At 68.1% G+C, this 20533-nt stretch carries 10 protein-coding genes, 1 tRNA gene, 2 rRNA genes and 1 pseudogene; 13 read left to right on the top strand and 1 reads right to left on the bottom strand.

Features of this window, described 5'->3' with window-relative positions:
* The 4 genes from CV755_RS32305 to CV755_RS32290 form a co-directional block, all read left to right on the top strand.
* Window positions 1-2996 (top strand): 23S ribosomal RNA (locus tag CV755_RS32305); the annotation flags it as partial.
* Between the two features lie 71 nt (window positions 2997-3067).
* Window positions 3068-3184, top strand: a 5S ribosomal RNA gene (gene rrf, locus CV755_RS32300).
* Between the two features lie 119 nt (window positions 3185-3303).
* Entirely contained in the window at window positions 3304-3999 is a 696-nt protein-coding gene (locus CV755_RS32295; RefSeq protein WP_109284303.1) for a DegT/DnrJ/EryC1/StrS family aminotransferase, read from the top strand.
* 47 nt (window positions 4000-4046) lie between these two features.
* Window positions 4047-4119, top strand: a tRNA-Thr gene (locus CV755_RS32290).
* Between the two features lie 77 nt (window positions 4120-4196).
* Here the strand turns inward: CV755_RS32290 and CV755_RS32285 are convergent.
* On the bottom strand, window positions 4197-6815 hold the full coding sequence (locus CV755_RS32285) for a SpoIIE family protein phosphatase (RefSeq protein ID WP_422070623.1): 2619 nt from the start codon (window positions 6813-6815) through the stop codon (window positions 4197-4199).
* 375 nt (window positions 6816-7190) lie between these two features.
* Between CV755_RS32285 and CV755_RS32280 the strand changes: the two genes are divergently transcribed.
* The 9 genes and pseudogenes from CV755_RS32280 to CV755_RS32240 all read left to right on the top strand — a co-directional run bounded on the left by CV755_RS32280 (window position 7191) and on the right by CV755_RS32240 (window position 20525).
* Window positions 7191-12632: a HAMP domain-containing protein gene (locus CV755_RS32280; RefSeq protein ID WP_109284299.1), complete on the top strand. Its 5442-nt coding sequence runs from the start codon at window positions 7191-7193 to the stop codon at window positions 12630-12632.
* 137 nt (window positions 12633-12769) lie between these two features.
* Window positions 12770-12880: pseudogene (locus tag CV755_RS32275) on the top strand (response regulator); the annotation flags it as partial.
* Window positions 12881-13018: 138 nt separating this feature from the next.
* Window positions 13019-15724 (top strand): DNA translocase FtsK, encoded by a 2706-nt coding sequence (locus CV755_RS32270; RefSeq protein WP_109284297.1) that lies wholly within the window; start codon window positions 13019-13021, stop codon window positions 15722-15724.
* A 158-nt stretch (window positions 15725-15882) separates the two neighbouring features.
* Complete coding sequence (locus CV755_RS32265) at window positions 15883-16689, top strand: helix-turn-helix domain-containing protein (protein ID WP_109284293.1); 807 nt, start codon at window positions 15883-15885, stop codon at window positions 16687-16689.
* Between the two features lie 93 nt (window positions 16690-16782).
* Window positions 16783-18288, top strand: a complete 1506-nt coding sequence (rimO, locus tag CV755_RS32260) for a 30S ribosomal protein S12 methylthiotransferase RimO (RefSeq protein WP_109284291.1) — start codon at window positions 16783-16785, stop codon at window positions 18286-18288.
* A complete protein-coding gene (gene pgsA, locus CV755_RS32255) occupies window positions 18285-18911 on the top strand; it encodes a CDP-diacylglycerol--glycerol-3-phosphate 3-phosphatidyltransferase (RefSeq protein WP_109284290.1) in 627 nt (208 codons plus the stop codon). Before rimO ends, pgsA begins: the two co-directional genes overlap by 4 nt.
* Window positions 18908-19438: a CinA family protein gene (locus CV755_RS32250; protein ID WP_109284288.1), complete on the top strand. Its 531-nt coding sequence runs from the start codon at window positions 18908-18910 to the stop codon at window positions 19436-19438. Before pgsA ends, CV755_RS32250 begins: the two co-directional genes overlap by 4 nt.
* Before the next feature lie 94 nt (window positions 19439-19532).
* The gene (locus CV755_RS32245) at window positions 19533-19916 is read left to right on the top strand and encodes a helix-turn-helix domain-containing protein (RefSeq protein ID WP_109284286.1); all 384 of its coding nucleotides are present in this window, start codon (window positions 19533-19535) and stop codon (window positions 19914-19916) included.
* Window positions 19917-20054: 138 nt separating this feature from the next.
* Window positions 20055-20525 carry a Dps family protein gene (locus CV755_RS32240; protein WP_109284284.1) on the top strand — a complete coding sequence of 157 codons (471 nt, stop codon included), beginning with the start codon at window positions 20055-20057 and terminating at the stop codon, window positions 20523-20525.
* Window positions 20526-20533 lie beyond the last annotated feature (8 nt).

Here is a 20533-nt window from a genome sequence, read left to right as displayed (position 1 = left end):
AAACCCGGCAGTCGTCATGGGCTGTCACCTACTGCTGAACACATAGGCAGTATGGAGGGAACGCGGGAAGTGAAACATCTCAGTACCCGCAGGAAGAGAAAACAACCGTGATTCCGGGAGTAGTGGCGAGCGAAACCGGATGAGGCCAAACCGTATGCGTGTGATACCCGGCAGGGGTTGCGTATGCGGGGTTGTGGGATCGCACTTCATCAGTCTGCCGGCTGGGGCGAGTCAGAAACCGTTGATGTAGGCGAAGGGCATGCGAAAGGCCCGGCGTAGAGGGTAAGACCCCCGTAGCTGAAACATCAGCGGCTTGCTGTGCGACACCCAAGTAGCACGGGGCCCGAGAAATCCCGTGTGAATCTGGCGGGACCACCCRTTAAGCCTAAATATTCCCTGGTGACCGATAGCGGATAGTACCGTGAGGGAATGGTGAAAAGTACCGCGGGAGCGGAGTGAAATAGTACCTGAAACCGTGTGCCTACAAGCCATGGGAGCGTCGCCGTCAAGCTTGCTTGGCGGTCGTGACTGCGTGCCTTTTGAAGAATGAGCCTGCGAGTTTGCGGTGTGTTGCGAGGTTAACCCGTGTGGGGAAGCCGTAGCGAAAGCGAGTCCGAATAGGGCGACCAGAGTAGCGCGCCCAAGACCCGAAGCGGAGTGATCTAGCCATGGGCAGGTTGAAGCGGCTGTAAGAGGTCGTGGAGGACCGAACCCACAAGGGTTGAAAACCTGGGGGATGACCTGTGGTTAGGGGTGAAAGGCCAATCAAACTCCGTGATAGCTGGTTCTCCCCGAAATGCATTTAGGTGCAGCGTCGTGTGTTTCTTGCCGGAGGTAGAGCACTGGATAGGCGATGGGCCCTACCGGGTTACTGACCTTAGCCAAACTCCGAATGCCGGTAAGTGAGAGCGCGGCAGTGAGACTGTGGGGGATAAGCTCCATGGTCGAGAGGGAAACAGCCCAGAGCATCGACTAAGGCCCCTAAGCGTACGCTAAGTGGGAAAGGATGTGGAGTCGCAGAGACAACCAGGAGGTTGGCTTAGAAGCAGCCACCCTTGAAAGAGTGCGTAATAGCTCACTGGTCAAGTGATTCCGCGCCGACAATGTAGCGGGGCTCAAGCGTACCGCCGAAGTCGTGTCATTGCAGCATAAGGACCAACGTCTGCTGTGATGGGTAGGGGAGCGTCGTGTGCCGGGTGAAGCAGCGCCGGAAGGTAGTTGTGGACGGTTCACGAGTGAGAATGCAGGCATGAGTAGCGATACAAGAGTGGGAAACTCTTGCGCCGATTGACTAAGGGTTCCTGGGTCAAGCTGATCTGCCCAGGGTAAGTCGGGACCTAAGGCGAGGCCGACAGGCGTAGTCGATGGACAACCGGTTGATATTCCGGTACCCGCTTTGAAGCGCCAGCGCTGAACCAGGCGATGCTAAGTCCGTGAAGCCGCCCTGATCTCTTCGGAGTTGAGGGGGAGTGGTGGAGCCGACGGACCAGACCTGTAGTAGGTGAGCGATGGGGTGACGCAGGAAGGTAGTCCAGCCCGGGCGGTGGTTGTCCCGGGGTAAGGGTGGTAGGACGTCACGTAGGCAAATCCGCGTGACATATAGTCTGAGACCTGATGCCGAGCCGATTGTGGTGAAGTGGATGATCCTATGCTGTCGAGAAAAGCCTCTAGCGAGTTTCATGGCGGCCCGTACCCTAAACCGACTCAGGTGGTCAGGTAGAGAATACCGAGGCGTTCGGGTGAACTATGGTTAAGGAACTCGGCAAAATGCCCCCGTAACTTCGGGAGAAGGGGGGCCATGTCCGGTGATGAGACACGCTCTCTGAGCTGGGTGTGGCCGCAGAGACCAGCGAGAAGCGACTGTTTACTAAAAACACAGGTCCGTGCGAAGCCGTAAGGCGATGTATACGGACTGACGCCTGCCCGGTGCTGGAACGTTAAGGGGACCGGTTAGCTCCATTTCGGTGGGGCGAAGCTGAGAACTTAAGCGCCAGTAAACGGCGGTGGTAACTATAACCATCCTAAGGTAGCGAAATTCCTTGTCGGGTAAGTTCCGACCTGCACGAATGGCGTAACGACTTCTCGACTGTCTCAACCATAGGCCCGGTGAAATTGCACTACGAGTAAAGATGCTCGTTTCGCGCAGCAGGACGGAAAGACCCCGGGACCTTTACTATAGCTTGATATTGGTGTTCGGTTCGGCTTGTGTAGGATAGGTGGGAGACTGTGAAGCATGCACGCCAGTGTGTGTGGAGTCGTCGTTGAAATACCACTCTGGTCGTGCTGGATGTCTAACCTGGGTCCGTGATCCGGATCAGGGACAGTGTCTGGTGGGTAGTTTAACTGGGGCGGTTGCCTCCTAAAGGGTAACGGAGGCGCCCAAAGGTTCCCTCAGCCTGGTTGGTAATCAGGTGTTGAGTGTAAGTGCACAAGGGAGCTTGACTGTGAGACCGACGGGTCGAGCAGGGACGAAAGTCGGGACTAGTGATCCGGCGGTGGCTTGTGGAAGCGCCGTCGCTCAACGGATAAAAGGTACCCCCGGGGATAACAGGCTGATCTTCCCCAAGAGTCCATATCGACGGATGGTTTGGCACCTCGATGTCGGCTCGTCGCATCCTGGGGCTGGAGTCGGTCCCAAGGGTTGGGCTGTTCGCCCATTAAAGCGGTACGCGAGCTGGGTTTAGAACGTCGTGAGACAGTTCGGTCCCTATCCGCTGTGCGCGTAGGAGTCTTGAGAAGGGCTGTCCCTAGTACGAGAGGACCGGGACGGACGAACCTCTGGTGTGCCAGTTGTCCTGCCAAGGGCATGGCTGGTTGGCTACGTTCGGGAGGGATAACCGCTGAAAGCATCTAAGCGGGAAGCCTGCTTCGAGATGAGGGCTCCCACCCACTTGATGGGGTAAGGCTCCCAGTAGACGACTGGGTTGATAGGCCAGGTGTGGAAGACCGGTAACGGTTGGAGCTGACTGGTACTAATAGGCCGAGGGCTTGTCCTCAGTTGCTCGCGTCCACTGTGTTGGTTCTGAAACCACGAACAACCAAAAGCCGGTTGTCTGTTTCATAGTGTTTCGGTGGTCATTGCGTTAGGGAAACGCCCGGTAACATTCCGAACCCGGAAGCTAAGCCTTTCAGCGCCGATGGTACTGCATGGGGGACCGTGTGGGAGAGTAGGACGCCGCCGAACAATCATTCAGAAAAGCTCTGTTGTCTGGACTCCGGTTCAGACAACAGAGCTTTTTTGTTTCCAAGAGTCGGTGCGGAGCGTCACCCGGGGTTAACGTACCGCGTCCACCATCCGCAGGTATGGGGACAGCGGAGCTGCTTCGGGCGGCGGGTGTGGGATTCGGTGACGAGGTCGTGGTGCCCTCGTACGCGACCGCGGGGGCTGCCGAGGCGGTGCGGAGTACGGGGGCCCGTCCCGTCTTCGCGGACATCGACCCGTGGAGCCTCTGTCTGGATCCGGCGGCCGTGCTCAGGGCGCTTTCCGAGCGCACCGCCGCCATTGTGCCGGTCGGTCTCTTCGGGTACCCGGCCGACCTGGCGGCTCTTCAAGCCCTCGCCTCCCCCAGGGAGTTGGCGGTCATCGAGCACACCGAGGACATTGAGCAGGCGCCGGCCGACGCCGATGCCGTGCACCGCCGCCGGCAGCATGCCGCATACCTGGACGCCCGGCTGACCGGAGTCATAACTCCCCGGGTGCCGACCGGAGTTGCGCACAGCTACCACTCCTATGTGGTCCGGGTGCCCGGCAATGGCCGCCCGGACCGGGACGCGTTCGCCCGTGCCCTGCGCGCCCGGGGCGTGCGCTGCCGGGTGCCCGTACAGACCCCCGTGCACCGAACTCCGGCGTACCGGTGTGAACTACGGCTGCCGGAGACCGAGCGCGCCGCCGATGACTGCCTGGCGCTCCCCGTGGAGGAGGGAATGTCCCGGCGTGAGCTGCGCCGGATGGTGTCGCTGTGCAATGGGCTGGGGGGTCTGCTGCCGGTGGCCGCCTAGCTGGTCAAAAGCACGTACGAGATCGGGTATGCTTTATCTCGTTGCCGGCCCCAATAGCTCAGTCGGCAGAGCGTCTCCATGGTAAGGAGAAGGTCAACGGTTCGATTCCGTTTTGGGGCTCTGAAACAGAAGGCCCTCACCGGATTCCGGTGAGGGCCTTCTGCCATGTCTGGCAGGGGAGTTGCCGGCAGGGGAGTTCACTGCTGCGGGTGCTCCGGGACGCGCATGGCGAGGATGGCCATATCGTCCGAGGCGGGCTCGGCGGCGAAGCGCTCCACCGCCCGCAGCACCCGGGCGGCGACCGCGCCGGCGGTGAGTCCGGTGCAGGTGGTGAGGACCTCGGTCAGGCCGTCGTCGCCCAGCATCCGGCTGCCCTCCCGGCGCTCGGTGACGCCGTCGGTGACACACAGCAGCACATCGCCCGGGTCCAGGGTGACCGTCTGCTCGTAGAGCTCCAGGTCGTCCATCACACCCAGCAGCGGCTGCGGGTCCGCGGCCGGTTCCACGCTGCCGTCCTGGCGCAGGCGCAGCGGCAGCGGGTGGCCTGCGCAGACCACCTTCAGCAGGGCGCTGCCGTCCTGCTGCGGCCAGAGCTCGCCGTAGAGGAGGGTGAGGAAGCGGCTGCGGGCGCCCTCGTCCAGGATGGCGGCGTTGAGCCGCTCCAGGACGGCGGGGCCGCCGAAGCCTTCCCGGGCCAGCAGGCGCAGGGCGTGCCGGGCCAGGCCGGTGACCGCGGCGGCTTCCGGGCCGGTGCCGCAGACATCGCCGATGGCGAAGCCATAGGCGCCGTCACGGATGGGGAAGACGTCATAGAAGTCGCCGCCGACCTCGTTGCCCTCGCCGGCGGCCCGGTAGATGACCTCGACCTCCACTCCGGGGATGTCCGGCATGCCGGGCGGCAGCAGGCTGCGCTGGAGGCTCTGGCTGATGGCGGTGCGCTCGCTGTAGAGCCGGGAGTTGTCCAGGGCGAGCGCGGCCCGGCGGGAGAGGTCCTCGGCGAGCTCCAGGATCTCCTGGCGGAAGTGGTCGTCGGTCGGCTTGCCCAGGGTGAGCATGCCGATGACGCGGTTACGAGCCACCAGCGGCAGCACCACGGTCTCGCCGCCGACGGCGGAGGCGGTGGCCAGGGAGATCCCGGAGGCCGTGGCATGGTGCCGGTCGGGCTCGGTCAGGCCCAGGTCGCGCAGGGTGGCGCGGAAGTCCTTGGCCCGGGCCGCCTCGGCGGGCGCGGTCCATACCCGGGCGCCGGGGGTGGGGACGGGCTCCGGCGGGTCCACCTTGGCCAGCAGGGCCTTGAGCCCGTCGATGAGGTCCTCGTCCTCGTGCAGGACATAGGAGAGCTCGGGCTCGGAGGACTGGTCGGCGATGGTGTAGACGGCGCACCAGGTGGCCAGGGTGGGCACGGTCATCTGGGCCATCAGGGCCAGCGTCTGGTCCCGGTCCAGGGTGCCCGCCAGCAGGTCGGAGGCTTCGACCAGGAAGGACAGTGAGCCGCGGCGCAGCCGCTCCAGCTCGCCCAGCCGGGCGGACTCCACGGCCAGGGCGATCCGGTCGGCGGCGAACTGCAGCCGCAGCGCCTCCTCGTTGCCATAGCGGTGCGGTGCCTCGGCGGCCACGCCGAGGGAGCCGGTGAGCCGGCCCTCCACCTTCAGCGGAACGGTGACCACCGAGCGCATTCCGGTGTCGTCGAGCAGGGGTACCGCGCCGGGGATGGCGCTGAGGTCGTCATGGACGGAGGGCAGCCGGGCGGAGCCATAGCGTCCGGCGCCGGCCTCAACGGGGACCCGGGCGAAGCGCTGGCGGGCGGAGGGCAGGCCGGTGGAGGCGCGTACTTCCAGTTCGGTCTCGTCGTCGGTGGCCAGCAGCAGATAGGCGGCGTCGCCGTCGAGCATGTCGCGGGCGCGTTCCACGGTGCGCTGGAGCAGGCCGTCCAGGTCGTCGGGGGCGGGGGAGCCGATGAAGACCTCGAAGGGGTCGGCGGAGCCGCGTTCGCCGGCATTGGCGTCGGCCGATGGGCGCTGGGGGCTCTGGAGCACCGCGCGCTCGTCGTCGCGCACCAGCAGACAGACGGTGGAGGGGGCGCCCTCGGTATCGCGTACCCGCAGGTGGGAGGCGTAGACGGGGATGACGCGGCCATCGGCGCCCCTTATGCCGTAGGAGCCCTCCCAGCGGGACAGGCACAGTGCCTCGGCGATGCCGGTGGCGGTGCCGGGGGTGTGCGGCCAGGCGGCGAAGTCGGCCAGCGGTTTGCCCTTGACCTGGTCGGCGGGGTAGCCGAAGAGGTGCTCGGCGTCGTCGTTCCAGGCGCTGACGGCGCCGCTGCGGTCGATCTGGACCACGGCGACCCGGACCCGGGAGTCGGCCGGCGGCAGGGCCTCGGCGGGGAGCGCGGGGCCGGCGGAGCGGGTGCCGGCGGGACGGTCGTCCACATCGAGCCGGAACCACACCTTTTTATGGGTGGAGGTGTATTCGACTCCCCAGTGTGCGGCCAGCGCGGTGCACAGCAGCAGGCCGCGGCCGCCCTCGCGGTCCAGCCCGCCGGGCCGGCTGCCGGGGTTCTGTACCGGAAGCTCACGTTCGGGGTAGCGGTCGGAGACTTCGATGCGGACGCCGCCGTCGGCCCGTACACAGAGCACATCGGCGGCGGTGCCCGCGTGCACCACGGCATTGGTGACCAGTTCGCTGGTCAGTACGACGGCGTCATCGATGATGTCGGGAAATCCCCAGCCCTGGAGTGTGTCCCTGACGAATGCGCGGGCGGCGGCGACCGAACGTCCGACCGGCTCGAAAGTGGCGGCAGCCCGCGCGGTGATCACAGCACTCCCCATTGGCCTCTCATCGCTCCCCCGAGTCCTGTGCCCGATTCCAAGACATCGATTCGTCCGCCAGGCTAAACCGTTGCCCGGGGCGGTGGGGAACAGAGCCGGTTAATCCGGGAGTGAATGACGGGGACCACATCTCGCACACGCTTTCCTTTGTCATGGTGCGATGCTGCCGTGGCATGCGAGGCGTCGTAGGCTGTGCGGCCCGTCGGCGGGCGGCGGTTGCCCGGCGTTGCGGTCCGGCTTCAATGGGGGCCGTGCCGTCTCGTTACCCTCTGACGGGCAGCCGCCCCGGTGGGCCGGTGAAACACTGGGCAGGCTGGAAACGAAACCCGGCGAGGATCAGCGACCCTGCGGGAGGGACCGACGGTGGAGTCTGGCGGAGCGGCGCGGAGCGTAAGCACGCGCGCCAAGGGCGGACGGTCCCGGCCCAATGGCACGACGGAGGTGGACACCGCCGTCCTGCACCGGCTGCTGTCGGCGCTGGAAGCCATGCGGGACGGCAATTTCCGCAAGCGGCTGACGGTCTCCGGAGACGGGGTGCTCTCCGAGATCGCCGCCGTCTTCAATGAGGTCGCCGACCGCAATCTCCAGCTCACCGGGGAGCTGGCCCGGGTACGGCGGGTGGTCGGCCGGGAGGGCAAGCTCACCGAGCGGCTGGAGGTGGGGGCCTGTGAGGGCGCCTGGTCCAGCGCGGTGGAGGCGGCCAACGCCCTGGTGGACGATCTGGTGCGGCCGGTCTCCGAGGTGGGCCGGGTGCTGTCGGCGGTGGCCGAGGGCGACCTGGAACAGCGGATGGATCTGCGGGCCCAGGGCGCGGACGGGGCGGCGCACCCGCTGCGCGGCGAGTTCCTCAAGGTCGGGCGGACCGTCAACGGGCTGGTGGACCAGCTCTCGGCGTTCACCGACGAGGTGACCCGGGTGGCCAGCGAGGTGGGCACCGAGGGCAAGCTCGGCGGGCAGGCGCGGGTGCGCGGGATGTCGGGCTCCTGGAAGGACCTGACCGACTCGGTCAACACCATGGCCTCCCGGCTGACCGCCCAGGTGCGGGATATCGCCCTGGTGACCACGGCGGTGGCCAAGGGTGATCTCTCCCGGAAGGTCACGGTCCATGTGGCCGGGGAGATGCTGGAGCTGAAGAACACCGTCAACACCATGGTGGACCAGCTGTCCTCCTTTGCCTCCGAGGTGACCCGGGTGGCCCGGGAGGTGGGCACCGAGGGCGAGCTGGGCGGCCAGGCGCAGGTGCCGGGGGTGGCCGGGGTCTGGAAGGACCTGACCGACTCGGTCAATCTGATGGCCGGCAACCTCACCGCGCAGGTGCGCGGCATCGCCCAGGTGACCACCGCGGTCGCCAACGGCGATCTGTCGCAGAAGGTCACGGTGAGCGCCCGCGGTGAGGTGGCGCAGCTGGCCGAGACCATCAACCAGATGACCGAGACGCTGCGTACCTTCGCCGACGAGGTGACGCGGGTGGCCAGCGAGGTCGGCTTCCAGGGCCTGCTGGGCGGTCAGGCGCAGGTGCCGGGTGCGGCGGGGACCTGGAAGGACCTGACCGATTCGGTGAACACGGCGTTCCGTAATCTCACCGGCCAGGTGCGGGACATCGCCCAGGTGACGACGGCGGTGGCCAATGGTGATCTGGGGCAGAAGGTCACCGTCGATGTGTCCGGCGAAATGCTGGAGTTGAAGAACACCGTGAATTCCATGGTGGACCAGCTCCAGTCGTTCAGCGGCGAAGTGACCCGGGTGGCCCGGGAGATCGGGGTCGAGGGCGAGCTGGGCGGTCAGGCGCAGGTGCCGGGTGCGGCGGGGACCTGGAAGGACCTGACCGATTCGGTGAACACGGCTTTCCGCAATCTCACCGGCCAGGTGCGCAATATCGCCCAGGTGACCACGGCGGTGGCCAATGGCGATCTGGGGCAGAAGGTCACCGTCGAAGTCTCCGGTGAGATGCTCCAGTTGAAGAACACCGTCAATACGATGGTGGACCAGCTGTCCTCCTTCGCCGACCAGGTGACCCGGATGGCCCGGGACGTGGGTACCGAGGGACGGCTGGGCGGCCAGGCCCGGGTGCCCGGAGTCAGCGGCACCTGGAAGGAGCTGACCGACTCGGTCAACTTCATGGCCGGGAACCTCACTTCGCAGGTGCGGCAGATTGCCCAGGTGACCACGGCGGTGGCGCGCGGTGATCTGTCGCAGAAGATCGACGTCGATGCCCGGGGCGAGATCCTGGAGCTGAAGAACACCATCAACACCATGGTGGATCAGCTCTCCGCCTTCGCCGAGCAGGTGACCAGGGTGGCCCGGGAGGTGGGCACCGAAGGGCGGCTCGGCGGTCAGGCCCAGGTGCCCGGGGTGGCCGGTGTCTGGCGCGATCTGACCGACTCGGTCAATGGGATGGCGGGTAATCTCACCACCCAGGTCCGCAATATCGCCCAGGTCGCCACGGCGGTGGCGCGCGGTGATCTGTCGCAGAAGATCGATGTGGACGCCCGGGGCGAGATCCTGGAGCTGAAGAACACCCTGAACACCATGGTGGACCAGCTCTCCGCCTTCGCGGACCAGGTGACCCGGGTGGCCCGGGAGGTGGGCACCGAGGGCATCCTGGGCGGCCAGGCCGAGGTGCAGGGCGTCTCCGGCACCTGGAAGGACCTCACCCAGTCCGTCAACTTCATGGCGAACAACCTGACTTCGCAGGTGCGCAATATCGCCGAGGTGACCACGGCGGTCGCCAAGGGCGACCTCTCCAAGAAGATCACGGTCGATGCCAAGGGCGAGATCCTGGAACTGGTCACCACCGTGAACACCATGGTGGACCAGCTCTCGGACTTCGCCGAGCAGGTGACCAGGGTGGCCCGCGAGGTCGGTACCGAGGGCCAGTTGGGCGGCCAGGCGCGGGTGCGTGATGTCACCGGCATCTGGAAGGACCTCAGCGACAACGTCAACCTGATGGCCAACAACCTGACTTCGCAGGTCCGTAACATCTCGCAGGTCGCGGCGGCGGTGGCCAACGGCGATCTGACCAAGAAGGTCACCGTGGAGGCGCGCGGCGAGGTCGCCCAGCTCGCCGACACCGTCAACACCATGGTGACCACCCTGTCGTCCTTCGCGGACGAGGTGACCCGGGTGGCCCGGGAGGTCGGCACCGACGGCATCCTGGGCGGCCAGGCCCGCGTCCCGGGCGTCAGCGGGACCTGGAAGGACCTCACCGAATCGGTGAACTCCATGGCCTCCAACCTCACCGGCCAGGTCCGCAATATCGCCATGGTGACCACCGCCATCGCCCAGGGCGATCTCACCAAGAAGATCGACATCGATGCGCGGGGCGAGATCCTCCAGCTGAAGACCACCATCAACACCATGGTCGATCAGCTCTCCTCGTTCGCAGACCAGGTGACCAGGGTGGCCCGCGAGGTGGGCACCGAGGGGCAGCTGGGCGGCCAGGCGCGGGTGCGCGATGTGGCCGGTGTCTGGCGGGATCTCACCGAGTCCGTCAATGAGATGGCCGGAAACCTCACCCGTCAGGTGCGGGCCATCGCCGAGGTGGCCACCGCGGTGACCCGCGGCGATCTCAATCTGCGGATCGATGTGGCGGCGGCCGGCGAGATCCTGGAACTCCAGGACAACATCAACACGATGATCGCCAACCTCCGGGAGACCACCCTCGCCAACAAGGAACAGGACTGGCTCAAGGGCAACCTCGCCCGGATCTCGGGTCTGATGCAGGGCCGCCGCGATCTGGAGGACGTGGCCCAGCTGATCATGAGCGAGCTGACCCCGGTGGTCTCCGCACAGCACGGGGCCTTCTTCCTGGCCATGCCGGTGGGGGAGGCCGATGGCGGCGAGGACGACTACGAGCTGCGGATGCTGGGCAGTTACGGCTACTCCATGGGCTCCATGCCCACCTCCTTCCGGCCCGGCGAGGCGCTGATCGGCACGGCGGCCAAGGAGAAGCGCACCATCCTGGTGGAGAATGTGCCGCCGGGCTACCTCAAGATCGCTTCCGGGCTGGGCGATGCCCCGCCCGCCCATGTGATCGTGCTGCCGGTGCTGTTCGAGGGCCAGGTGCTGGGCGTGATCGAGCTGGCCTCCTTCCAGCGCTTCACCCAGATCCAGAAGGACTTCCTCAGCCAGATCGCCGAGATGATCGGCACCAGCGTCAACACCATCAGCGTCAACACCAAGACCGAGGTGCTGCTCAAGCAGTCGCAGGAGCTGACCGAGCAGCTGCGCGAGCGCTCCGCGGAGCTGGAGAACCGGCAGAAGGCGCTGGAGCTGTCCAACGCCGAGCTGGAGGAGAAGTCCGAGCGCCTGGCGCGGCAGAACCGGGACATCGAGGTGAAGAACACCGAGATCGAGGAGGCCCGGCAGGTGCTGGAGGAACGGGCCGAACAGCTCGCCGTCTCCATGCGCTACAAGTCGGAGTTCCTGGCCAATATGTCGCACGAGCTGCGCACCCCGCTCAACTCGCTGCTGATCCTGGCCAAGTTGCTGGCCGACAACGCCGAGGGCAATCTCTCCCCCAAGCAGGTGGAGTTCGCCGAGACCATCCATGGCGCGGGCTCGGATCTGCTCCAGCTGATCAACGACATCCTCGACCTGTCCAAGGTGGAGGCGGGCAAGATGGACGTCAGTCCGTCCAGGATCGCCCTGGTGCAGCTGGTGGACTATGTGGAGGCCACCTTCCGGCCGCTGACCGCGGAGAAGGGGCTGGACTTCTCGGTACGGGTCTCGCCCGAGCTCCCGGCCACCCTGCACACCGATGAGCAGCGGCTGTTGCAGGTGCTGCGCAATCTGCTGTCCAACGCGGTGAAGTTCACCGACAGCGGCGCGGTGGAGCTGGTGATCCGCCCGGCCGGTACGGACGTTCCGGACTCCATCCGTGAACAGCTGCTGGAGGCCGGGGCGTTGCGTGAGCCGGACGGCGATCTGATCGCCTTCTCGGTGACCGACACCGGGATCGGCATCGCGGCCAGCAAGATGCGGGTGATCTTCGAGGCGTTCAAGCAGGCGGACGGGACGACCAGCCGCAAGTACGGCGGCACCGGCCTGGGGCTGTCGATCAGCCGGGAGATCGCCCGGCTGCTGGGCGGTGAGATCCATGCCGCCAGCGAGCCCGGCCGGGGCTCCACCTTCACCCTCTATCTGCCGCTGAACGCCGGGGAGTTGACCGCCGAGGGGCTGGGCCAGCTGCTGCCCGGCGGGCAGGACGGCGAGGAGGGCCAGGAGGCTTCCGGGACGGAGGCGGCCGGTGGTCCGGGTGCCTTCCCCAGCGGTGCCGCGGGTCTGTTCCTGCGCCGCCGGCGGGCCGCCCAGGGCAGCAGTCGGCCGGCGGCGGAGGGGGACACGGTGCCCGCCGAGGCCCCGGCCGTACCGGAGCAGCTTCCGGCGCCCCAGGCCGAGCCGGCGCCCCGGCCGGCGGGCCGGGAATTCCACGGCGAGAAGGTGCTGATCGTCGATGACGACATCCGCAATGTGTTCGCCCTCACCAGCGTGCTGGAGCAGCACGGGCTCACCGTGCTCTACGCGGAGAACGGCCGGGAGGGCATCGAGGTCCTGGAGCAGCACGACGATGTGGTGGTGGTGCTGATGGACATCATGATGCCGGAGATGGACGGCTATGCGACCACGGCGGCGATCCGCAGGATGCCGCAGTTCGCCGACCTGCCCATCATCGCGCTGACCGCCAAGGCGATGAAGGGCGACCGGGAGAAGAGCATCGACGCCGGGGCTTCCGACTATGTCACCAAGCCGGTCGATACGGATCATCTGTTGTCGGTGATGGAGCAGTGGATGCGCGCTGAGTGACAGTCGGAGGGGCGGCCTCCGACTGTCCGCTGACAGACCGTGTCCGAGGAGGTGTGCGACCCCCGCATTCCGGGAACTTTCCGCTCCGCTGCCACGTTTCCGCTATGTGCGCAGTGACATCGTGGTGACAGGGTGTGGTGGCCACCGCGGCCCATCTGGAGCGCAAGCTCAACGGCCTGCGGCGGGCGCTGGACGCCCTGGAGCCGGGTACGGGCAGCAGCGCGCCGCCGGTGCCCTCGCAGAGCTGAGACCTGACGCCGCGTCGGCCCCTGGTGGCTTCACCCGTTTGACGTGGCGTCACCCGCATGACCAGCAAGGGCCGACACGAATGGGTGAACGCGTGGGCGCGGGTGTAACCACTCGTCGTCAACGGTAACCTCGGCACCATGGCCTCACGTACGTCCGGCAAGGGTTCCCAGAGCACGGCGGGCAACTCCAAGCAGCGCGCCGGACGCGCCCCCGCCGCCAAGAAGACGGCCGCCCGGCCCGCCAAGAAGGCACCCGCCAGAAAGCCCGCCGCCAAGGCGCCGGCCAAGCGCCCGCCGGCCGGCGGCGCCCGCCGGGTCGGGCGCGGGGTGGCCAGGGGAGTGGGCGCCGCCTTCCGGGGCGTGGGGCGCGGCGCCCAGCGCCTGGACCCGGCGCACCGCAAGGACGGGCTGGCGCTGCTGCTGCTGGGCCTGGCCCTGATCACCGCGGCCGGTACCTGGTCCAATCTCCAGGGGCCGGTGGGCGATCTGGTGAAGATGCTGGTCACCGGGGCGTTCGGGCGGCTCGATCTGGTGGTGCCGATACTGCTGGCGGTGATCGCGGTACGGCTGTTCCGCCATCCCGAGCGGCCGGAGGCCAATGGACGCATCGTCATCGGGCTCTCCGCGCTGGTCGTCGGCATCCTCGGCCAGGTGCATGTGGCCTGTGGTTCGCCGGGGCGCGGTGATGGCTCGCAGGCGCTGCAGAACGCCGGCGGTCTGATTGGCTGGGCCGCCGCCAAGCCGCTGGTCTATACGGTCGGCGAGGTGCTGGCGGTGCCGCTGCTGGTGCTGCTGACCGTCTTCGGGCTGCTGGTGGTCACCGCCACCCCGGTCAACGCCATTCCCCGGCGGCTGCGGCAGGCGGGGATAAGGCTCGGGGTGATCGAGCCGGAGCCGGGCGAGTACCCCGGTGAGTACGGGGCGGAGCCCACCGCCGAGTGGCGTGAGGCGCCCGTCCGCCGCGGCCGCCGGGCGCCTGCCGGTGAGCCGGACGGCGCGGAGGAGGCCGAGGAGCAGGCGCTCGCCCGGCGCCGCCGCCCCCGCCGGGCGGCCGGAGAGCCGGACCCGGTGGACCTGGCCGCCGCCGCGGCCGCCGACCTGGACGGGGCGGTGCTGCACGGGGTGCAGCCCTCGCCGCTGGTCGCGGGCCTGAGCAGCGGCATCTCGGCGGAGGAGCCGGCGGCCGGGATGCCGTCCGGGCGCGGCGCCAGGGCCGCCCGTTCCGCCGCCGGGGCCAAGCCGGCGGCCGGGGACCCGGGCGTCGAGGACTCGGGGGAGCGGCCGGGCTATGTCCCCGATCTGACCAAGCCCGCTCCCGAGCCGGCCGGGGGACTGCCCGCCCGGGCCGAGCAGCTCCAGCTGGCCGGGGACATCACCTATGCCCTGCCCTCCCTGGACCTGCTGGAGCGCGGCGGGCCGGGCAAGGCGCGCAGCGCCGCCAATGACGCCATAGTGGCCTCGCTGACCAATGTCTTCGCCGAGTTCAAGGTGGACGCCGCGGTCACCGGCTTCACCCGGGGCCCCACGGTCACCCGCTATGAGGTGGAGCTGGGCCCGGCGGTGAAGGTGGAGCGGATCACCGCGCTCACCAAGAACATCGCCTATGCGGTGGCCAGTCCGGATGTACGGATCATCAGCCCCATTCCCGGCAAGTCCGCCGTGGGCATTGAAATCCCCAATACCGACCGGGAGATGGTCAATCTCGGCGATGTGCTGCGCCTGGCGGACGCGGCCGGGGACGAGCACCCGATGCTGGTGGCGCTGGGCAAGGATGTCGAGGGCGGCTATGTGATGGCCAATCTGACCAAGATGCCGCACATCCTGGTCGCCGGAGCCACCGGTTCCGGTAAGTCCTCCTGCATCAACTGCCTGATCACCTCGGTAATGGTGCGCGCCACCCCGGAGGATGTCCGGATGGTGCTGATCGACCCCAAGCGCGTCGAACTCAACGCCTATGAAGGCATTCCGCACCTGATCACGCCGATCATCACCAACCCCAAGCGGGCCGCCGAGGCGCTGCAATGGGTGGTGCGGGAGATGGACCTGCGCTATGACGACCTGGCCGCCTATGGCTTCCGGCATATCGACGACTTCAACGCGGCGGTGCGCGAGGGAAAGCTGAGCCCTCCGGAGGGCAGCGGGCGCGAACTGGCCCCGTACCCCTATCTGTTGGTGATCGTGGACGAGCTGGCGGACCTGATGATGGTGGCCCCGCGCGACGTCGAGGACTCCATCGTCCGTATCACCCAGCTCGCCCGGGCCGCCGGCATCCACCTGGTGCTGGCCACCCAGCGGCCCTCGGTCGATGTGGTCACCGGCCTGATCAAGGCCAATGTGCCCTCCCGGCTGGCCTTCGCCACCTCCTCGCTGGCCGACAGCCGGGTCATCCTGGACCAGCCGGGCGCCGAGAAGCTGATCGGCAAGGGCGACGGCCTCTTCCTGCCGATGGGCGCCGGCAAGCCGACCCGGATGCAGGGCGCCTTTGTCACCGAGGCCGAGGTGGCCGCGGTGGTGGAGCACTGCAAGCGGCAGATGGCGCCGGTCTTCCGGGAGGGCGTCACGGTCGGCTCCGCCCGGAAGAAGGAGATCGACGAGGACATCGGTGACGACCTCGATCTGTTGTGCCAGGCCGCCGAGCTGGTGGTTTCCACCCAGTTCGGCTCGACCTCCATGCTCCAGCGCAAATTGCGCGTGGGCTTCGCCAAAGCGGGCAGGCTCATGGACCTGATGGAGTCGCGCAACATCGTGGGTCCGAGCGAGGGCTCCAAGGCCCGCGATGTGCTCGTCAAGCCGGACGAACTGGACGGGGTGCTCGCGCTGATCCGCGGGGACGGCGGCTCCTGACGGGCTTTCGGGGGTGCGGGCGCCGGCATCCCCGGTGGCGGTGGTACGGCAGAGACTTCCGATGGCGTACAAAGTCCGGCTTCCCGCTTGCCGGACGCTTTCGCATCCCCCCTAGACTGATATTCCAGCAGGTGGCTGCACGCTCGAAAGGCGCCCAGGTGTCCATCGGCAACTCTCCCCAGGAAGAGGAACGGCCCACCATCGGCCGCGTCCTTCAGCAAGCCCGGATCAATGCCGGCCTGACGGTGGATGAGGTCAGTTCCACCACCCGCGTACGCATCCCCATCGTGCACGCGATCGAACGGGACGACTTCTCCCGCTGCGGCGGGGACGTCTACGCCCGAGGACATATCCGCACCCTGGCGCGGGCCGTGGGCATGGACCCCGCCGGGCTCATCGAGCAGTACGACGCCGACCGCGGCGGCCGCCCCAGGCCGAGCCAGGCGGCCCCGGTCTTCGAGGCCGAGCGGATCCGCCCCGAGCCCCGGCGCCCCAACTGGACGGCCGCCATGGTGGCCGCGATCGTGGCGGTGGTCGGCTTCGTCGGCTTCACCCTCTTCAACGGCGGAGCCTCCGGCCAGGACGACCCGGTGGCGGCCGGCTCCTCGGCCACCCCCTCCAAGGCCCCCGGCAAGCCCAATGCCGCCAAGCCGCCCCGGCCCAAGCCGGAACCCTCGGACAGCGCCATCGCCGCGGTCCCGGCCAATAAGGTCGTCGTCAAGCTCACCGTGGCCAAGGACCAGACCTGGATGTCCGCCAAGGACCACACCGGCAAGACGCTGGAGGAGGGCGTGCTCAAACGCGGCACCTCCAAGACCTTCACCGACAGCAAACGGATCGACCTGGTGCTGGGCAACGCCCCCGCCGTCCAGCTCTTTGTCAATGGCAAGGAGATCAAGAACGTCGGTGACGGCGGGCAGGTCCAGCGGCTCAGTTACACCCGCGGCGACCCGGTGGCCGGCTGAGCCTCCGCCCGGCGGGCCCGCCAGGCCCCCGGGTGACCAGGCTCTCCGCACTCGGCGACCGAGGCGGCGCCGGGACAAAGTAGGCTGAGCCCTATGCCCGAACGCCGTACCGTCGCTCTTGTCACACTTGGCTGCGCCCGTAACGAGGTGGACTCGGAGGAGCTGGCAGGCCGCTTGGCGGCGGACGGCTGGGACCTCGTCGAGGACGCCGCCGACGCCGATGTGGCCGTCGTCAACACCTGTGGCTTTGTGGAAGCCGCCAAGAAGGACTCCGTTGACGCCCTGCTGGAGGCCAACGACCTGAAGGACCATGGCCGCACCCAGGCCGTGGTCGCGGTGGGCTGCATGGCCGAGCGCTATGGCAAGGAGCTGGCCGAGGCGCTGCCCGAGGCCGACGGCGTGCTGGGCTTCGACGACTACGCCGACATCTCCGACCGGCTGCGCACCATCCTGGCCGGCGGCGTGCATGCCTCCCACACCCCGCGCGACCGGCGCAAGCTGCTGCCGATCAGCCCGGCCGAGCGGCAGGACGCCAGGGTGGCCCTGCCCGGCCACGCCCAGCAGGACCAGAAGGACACCGCGCCGGCCGATCTGCCCGAGGGCCTGGCCCCCGCCTCCGGGCCGCGGGCGCCGCTGCGCCGCCGCCTGGGCAGCAGCCCGGTGGCCTCGGTCAAGCTCGCCTCCGGCTGCGACCGCCGGTGCTCCTTCTGCGCCATCCCCTCCTTCCGCGGCTCCTTCATCTCCCGCCGCCCCTCCGATGTGCTGGCCGAGACCCGCTGGCTGGCCGAGCAGGGCGTCAAGGAGGTGATGCTGGTCTCCGAGAACAACACCTCCTACGGCAAGGACCTCGGCGACATCCGGCTGCTGGAGACCCTGCTGCCGGAGCTGGCGGCGGTGGACGGGCTGGAGCGGATCCGGGTCAGCTATCTGCAGCCCGCCGAGATGCGGCCCGGCCTGATCGATGTGCTGACCTCCACCGAGAAGGTCGCCCCCTACTTCGACCTGTCCTTCCAGCACTCCGCCCCCGGGGTGCTGCGGGCCATGCGCCGCTTCGGCGACACCGACCGCTTCCTGGAGCTGCTGGACACCATCCGCGGCAAGGCTCCCCAGGCCGGCGCCCGCTCCAACTTCATCGTCGGCTTCCCCGGCGAGAGCGAGGAGGACCTCGCTGAGCTGGAACGTTTCCTGTCCGAGGCGCGCCTGGACGCGATCGGCGTCTTCGGCTACTCCGACGAGGACGGCACCGAGGCGGCCGGTTACCAGGACAAGGTGGACCAGGAGGTGGTCGAGGAGCGCCTGGCCCGGGTCTCCCGGCTGGCCGAGGAGCTGACCGCGCAGCGCGCCGAGGAGCGGATCGGCGAGACAATCGAAGTACTGGTGGAGCACCACGACGAGGAGGACGGCCTGACCGGCCGGGCGGCCCACCAGGCCCCCGAGACCGATGGGCAGGTCCGGCTCGTCGGTGAGCATGCCGAGGCCATGGACACCGGCCGGGCGGTCGGCCGTATGGTCGTGGCCAGAGTGGTGGCGAGCGAGGGCGTCGATCTCCTCGCCGAGCCGGTGGGAGACGGCGGGAGTACCGAGGAGGCGGGCAGATGAGCGGAGTCCCGGCCTCGGCCGCGGGCAGCCCCGCACCGGCGACGGCGCGGCGGCCGGCCCGGCTGTGGAACATCGCCAACATCCTCACCATGCTGCGGCTGTGCCTGGTACCCGCCTTTGTCCTGCTGATGCTGCACAGCGGCGGCGACGACCCGGCCTGGCGGTCCTTCGCCTGGGCGGCCTTCGCCATCGCCATGATCACCGACCTCTTCGACGGTCATCTGGCCCGCTCCTACAACCTGGTCACCGACTTCGGCAAGATCGCCGACCCGATCGCCGACAAGGCGATCATGGGTGCGGCGCTGATCTGTCTCTCCGCCCTGCAGGACCTGCCCTGGTGGGTCACCGGCGTGATCCTCTTCCGGGAAATCGGCATCACCCTGATGCGGTTCTGGGTGATCCGGCACGGCGTCATCCCGGCCAGCCGCGGCGGCAAGCTCAAGACCCTGTTCCAGGGCGTGGGCGTGGGGATGTACATCCTGCCGCTCACCGACTGGCTGGCCACCCTGCGGTTCTGGGTGATGGCGGTGGCCGTGGTGCTGACCGTGCTCACCGGCCTCGACTACATCCGCCAGGCCGTGGTGCTGCGCCGGGCCGCCCCCGCCGGGGAGCCGGAGCGTTGAGCACGGCCGGTGCCCGGCAGGCACTGGCGGCGCTGGTGGGGGCGGGACACACGGCGGCCGTGGCGGAGTCGCTCACCGGCGGCCTGGTCGCGGCCGCGCTGACCGCGGTGCCGGGGGCCTCCCGCGCGGTACGCGGCTCGGTGACCGCCTATGCCACCGAGGTCAAGCGCGAGGTGCTGGGCGTGGACGGGAGCCTGCTGGCCGAGCGCGGCGCGGTGGACCCCGAGGTGGCCCGGCAGATGGCCCTGGGGGTACGGAGCCTGCTGGGCGCCGACTGGGGACTGGCCACCACCGGGGTGGCCGGGCCCGAACCGCAGGACGGCAAGCCGGTGGGCACGGTCTTTGTGGCGGTGGCCGGTCCGGACGGCCGGACGGTGGTGCGGGCGCTCTCCCTGGCCGGGAACCGGGAGCGGATCCGGGCCGCCAGCACCGATGCGGTCCTGGCGCTGCTGCTCAGCGAATTGACGGGAAACGCGGGGGCAAAGGATACGGAACACACGGGGGGGAATGGATGTTTGCAGCCCTGAGTGAACACGAGATAGCTCCCCGCACGGCCGCACCCGGAGGCGGTACGGTGGGGCGTGAAGGATCCGGATTCGCGGTCCAAGGAGGGAGCCACCGATGATTCTGCTCCGTCGCCTGCTGGGTGACGTGCTGCGTCGGCAGCGCCAACGCCAGGGCCGCACTCTGCGCGAGGTCTCCTCATCAGCCAGGGTCTCGCTCGGCTACCTCTCCGAGGTCGAGCGGGGGCAGAAAGAGGCTTCCTCCGAGCTTCTCTCCGCAATCTGCGACGCTCTGGACGTCAGGATGTCCGAGGTCATGCGTGAGGTGAGCGATGAGCTGTCGCTCGCCGAGCTGGCGCAGTCGGCGGCGGCGAGCGAGCCGGTACCCGCGCCGATGCGGCCGATGTTCAATTCGGTGTCCGTGGCGTCCGTTACGGGCGTTCCCAGCGAGCGTGTGACCATCAAGGCGCCCGCGGAGGCCGTGGACGTGGTCGCGGCCTGACACCGTTCCAGACAGTTCGGGTTTGCGTTCCCGGAGCCCCGGTCAGAAGCCTGACCGGGGCTTCGGTGCATTCCGGGCCCGATTCCCGCCCCTGTGTCATGGTGGGAAAACCGGGACCAGTGCGAGAGGAGAAAGCGGATGTCTGTCGTGAAGAGCTCGCTGCCCGAACAGGACCGCAAGACCGTCGGGGATGCCCTGCAGGGCGCGCTGGTGGACCTGGTGGACCTCTCCCTGGTCGCCAAGCAGGTCCACTGGACGGTGGTGGGACCCCGGTTCCGCTCCGTCCACCTTCAGCTGGACGAGGTGGTGGCCTCGGCCCGCACCCATATGGACACCGTGGCCGAACGTGCCTCGGCCCTGGGCATCGCCCCGGACGGCCGGGCCGAGACGGTGGCCAAGACCAGTGGCATCGACCCGGTCGGCGGCGGCTGGAACAAGGACGCCGACGTGGTCCGCATCATGGTCGAAGCGCTGGGCGCGGTGATCGGGCGGATGCGTGAGCGGATCCGGGCCACCGATGAGCCGGACCCGGTGACCCAGGACATCCTGATCGAGCTCACCGCCGATCTGGAGAAGCACCACTGGATGTTCCAGGCGGAGAACGCCTGACCCGGGCC

Source organism: Streptomyces orinoci (assembly GCF_003121295.1).
In the GTDB taxonomy this organism is placed as follows: domain Bacteria; phylum Actinomycetota; class Actinomycetes; order Streptomycetales; family Streptomycetaceae; genus Streptomyces; species Streptomyces orinoci.
The sequence above is the reverse complement of the archived record's forward strand: the minus strand, read 5'-3'. Positions and strand labels throughout refer to the sequence as shown.

What these genes read in the sequence shown, in the direction of transcription:
- CV755_RS32240 (WP_109284284.1), top strand. Translation starts at nt 20,055, where the DNA reads ATGTCTGTCGTGAAGAGCTCGCTGCCCGAACAGGACCGCAAGACCGTC.
- CV755_RS32295 (WP_109284303.1), top strand. Translation starts at nt 3,304, where the DNA reads ATGGGGACAGCGGAGCTGCTTCGGGCGGCGGGTGTGGGATTCGGTGAC.
- CV755_RS32270 (WP_109284297.1), top strand. Translation starts at nt 13,019, where the DNA reads ATGGCCTCACGTACGTCCGGCAAGGGTTCCCAGAGCACGGCGGGCAAC.
- pgsA (WP_109284290.1), top strand. Translation starts at nt 18,285, where the DNA reads ATGAGCGGAGTCCCGGCCTCGGCCGCGGGCAGCCCCGCACCGGCGACG.
- CV755_RS32245 (WP_109284286.1), top strand. Translation starts at nt 19,533, where the DNA reads ATGATTCTGCTCCGTCGCCTGCTGGGTGACGTGCTGCGTCGGCAGCGC.
- rimO (WP_109284291.1), top strand. Translation starts at nt 16,783, where the DNA reads ATGCCCGAACGCCGTACCGTCGCTCTTGTCACACTTGGCTGCGCCCGT.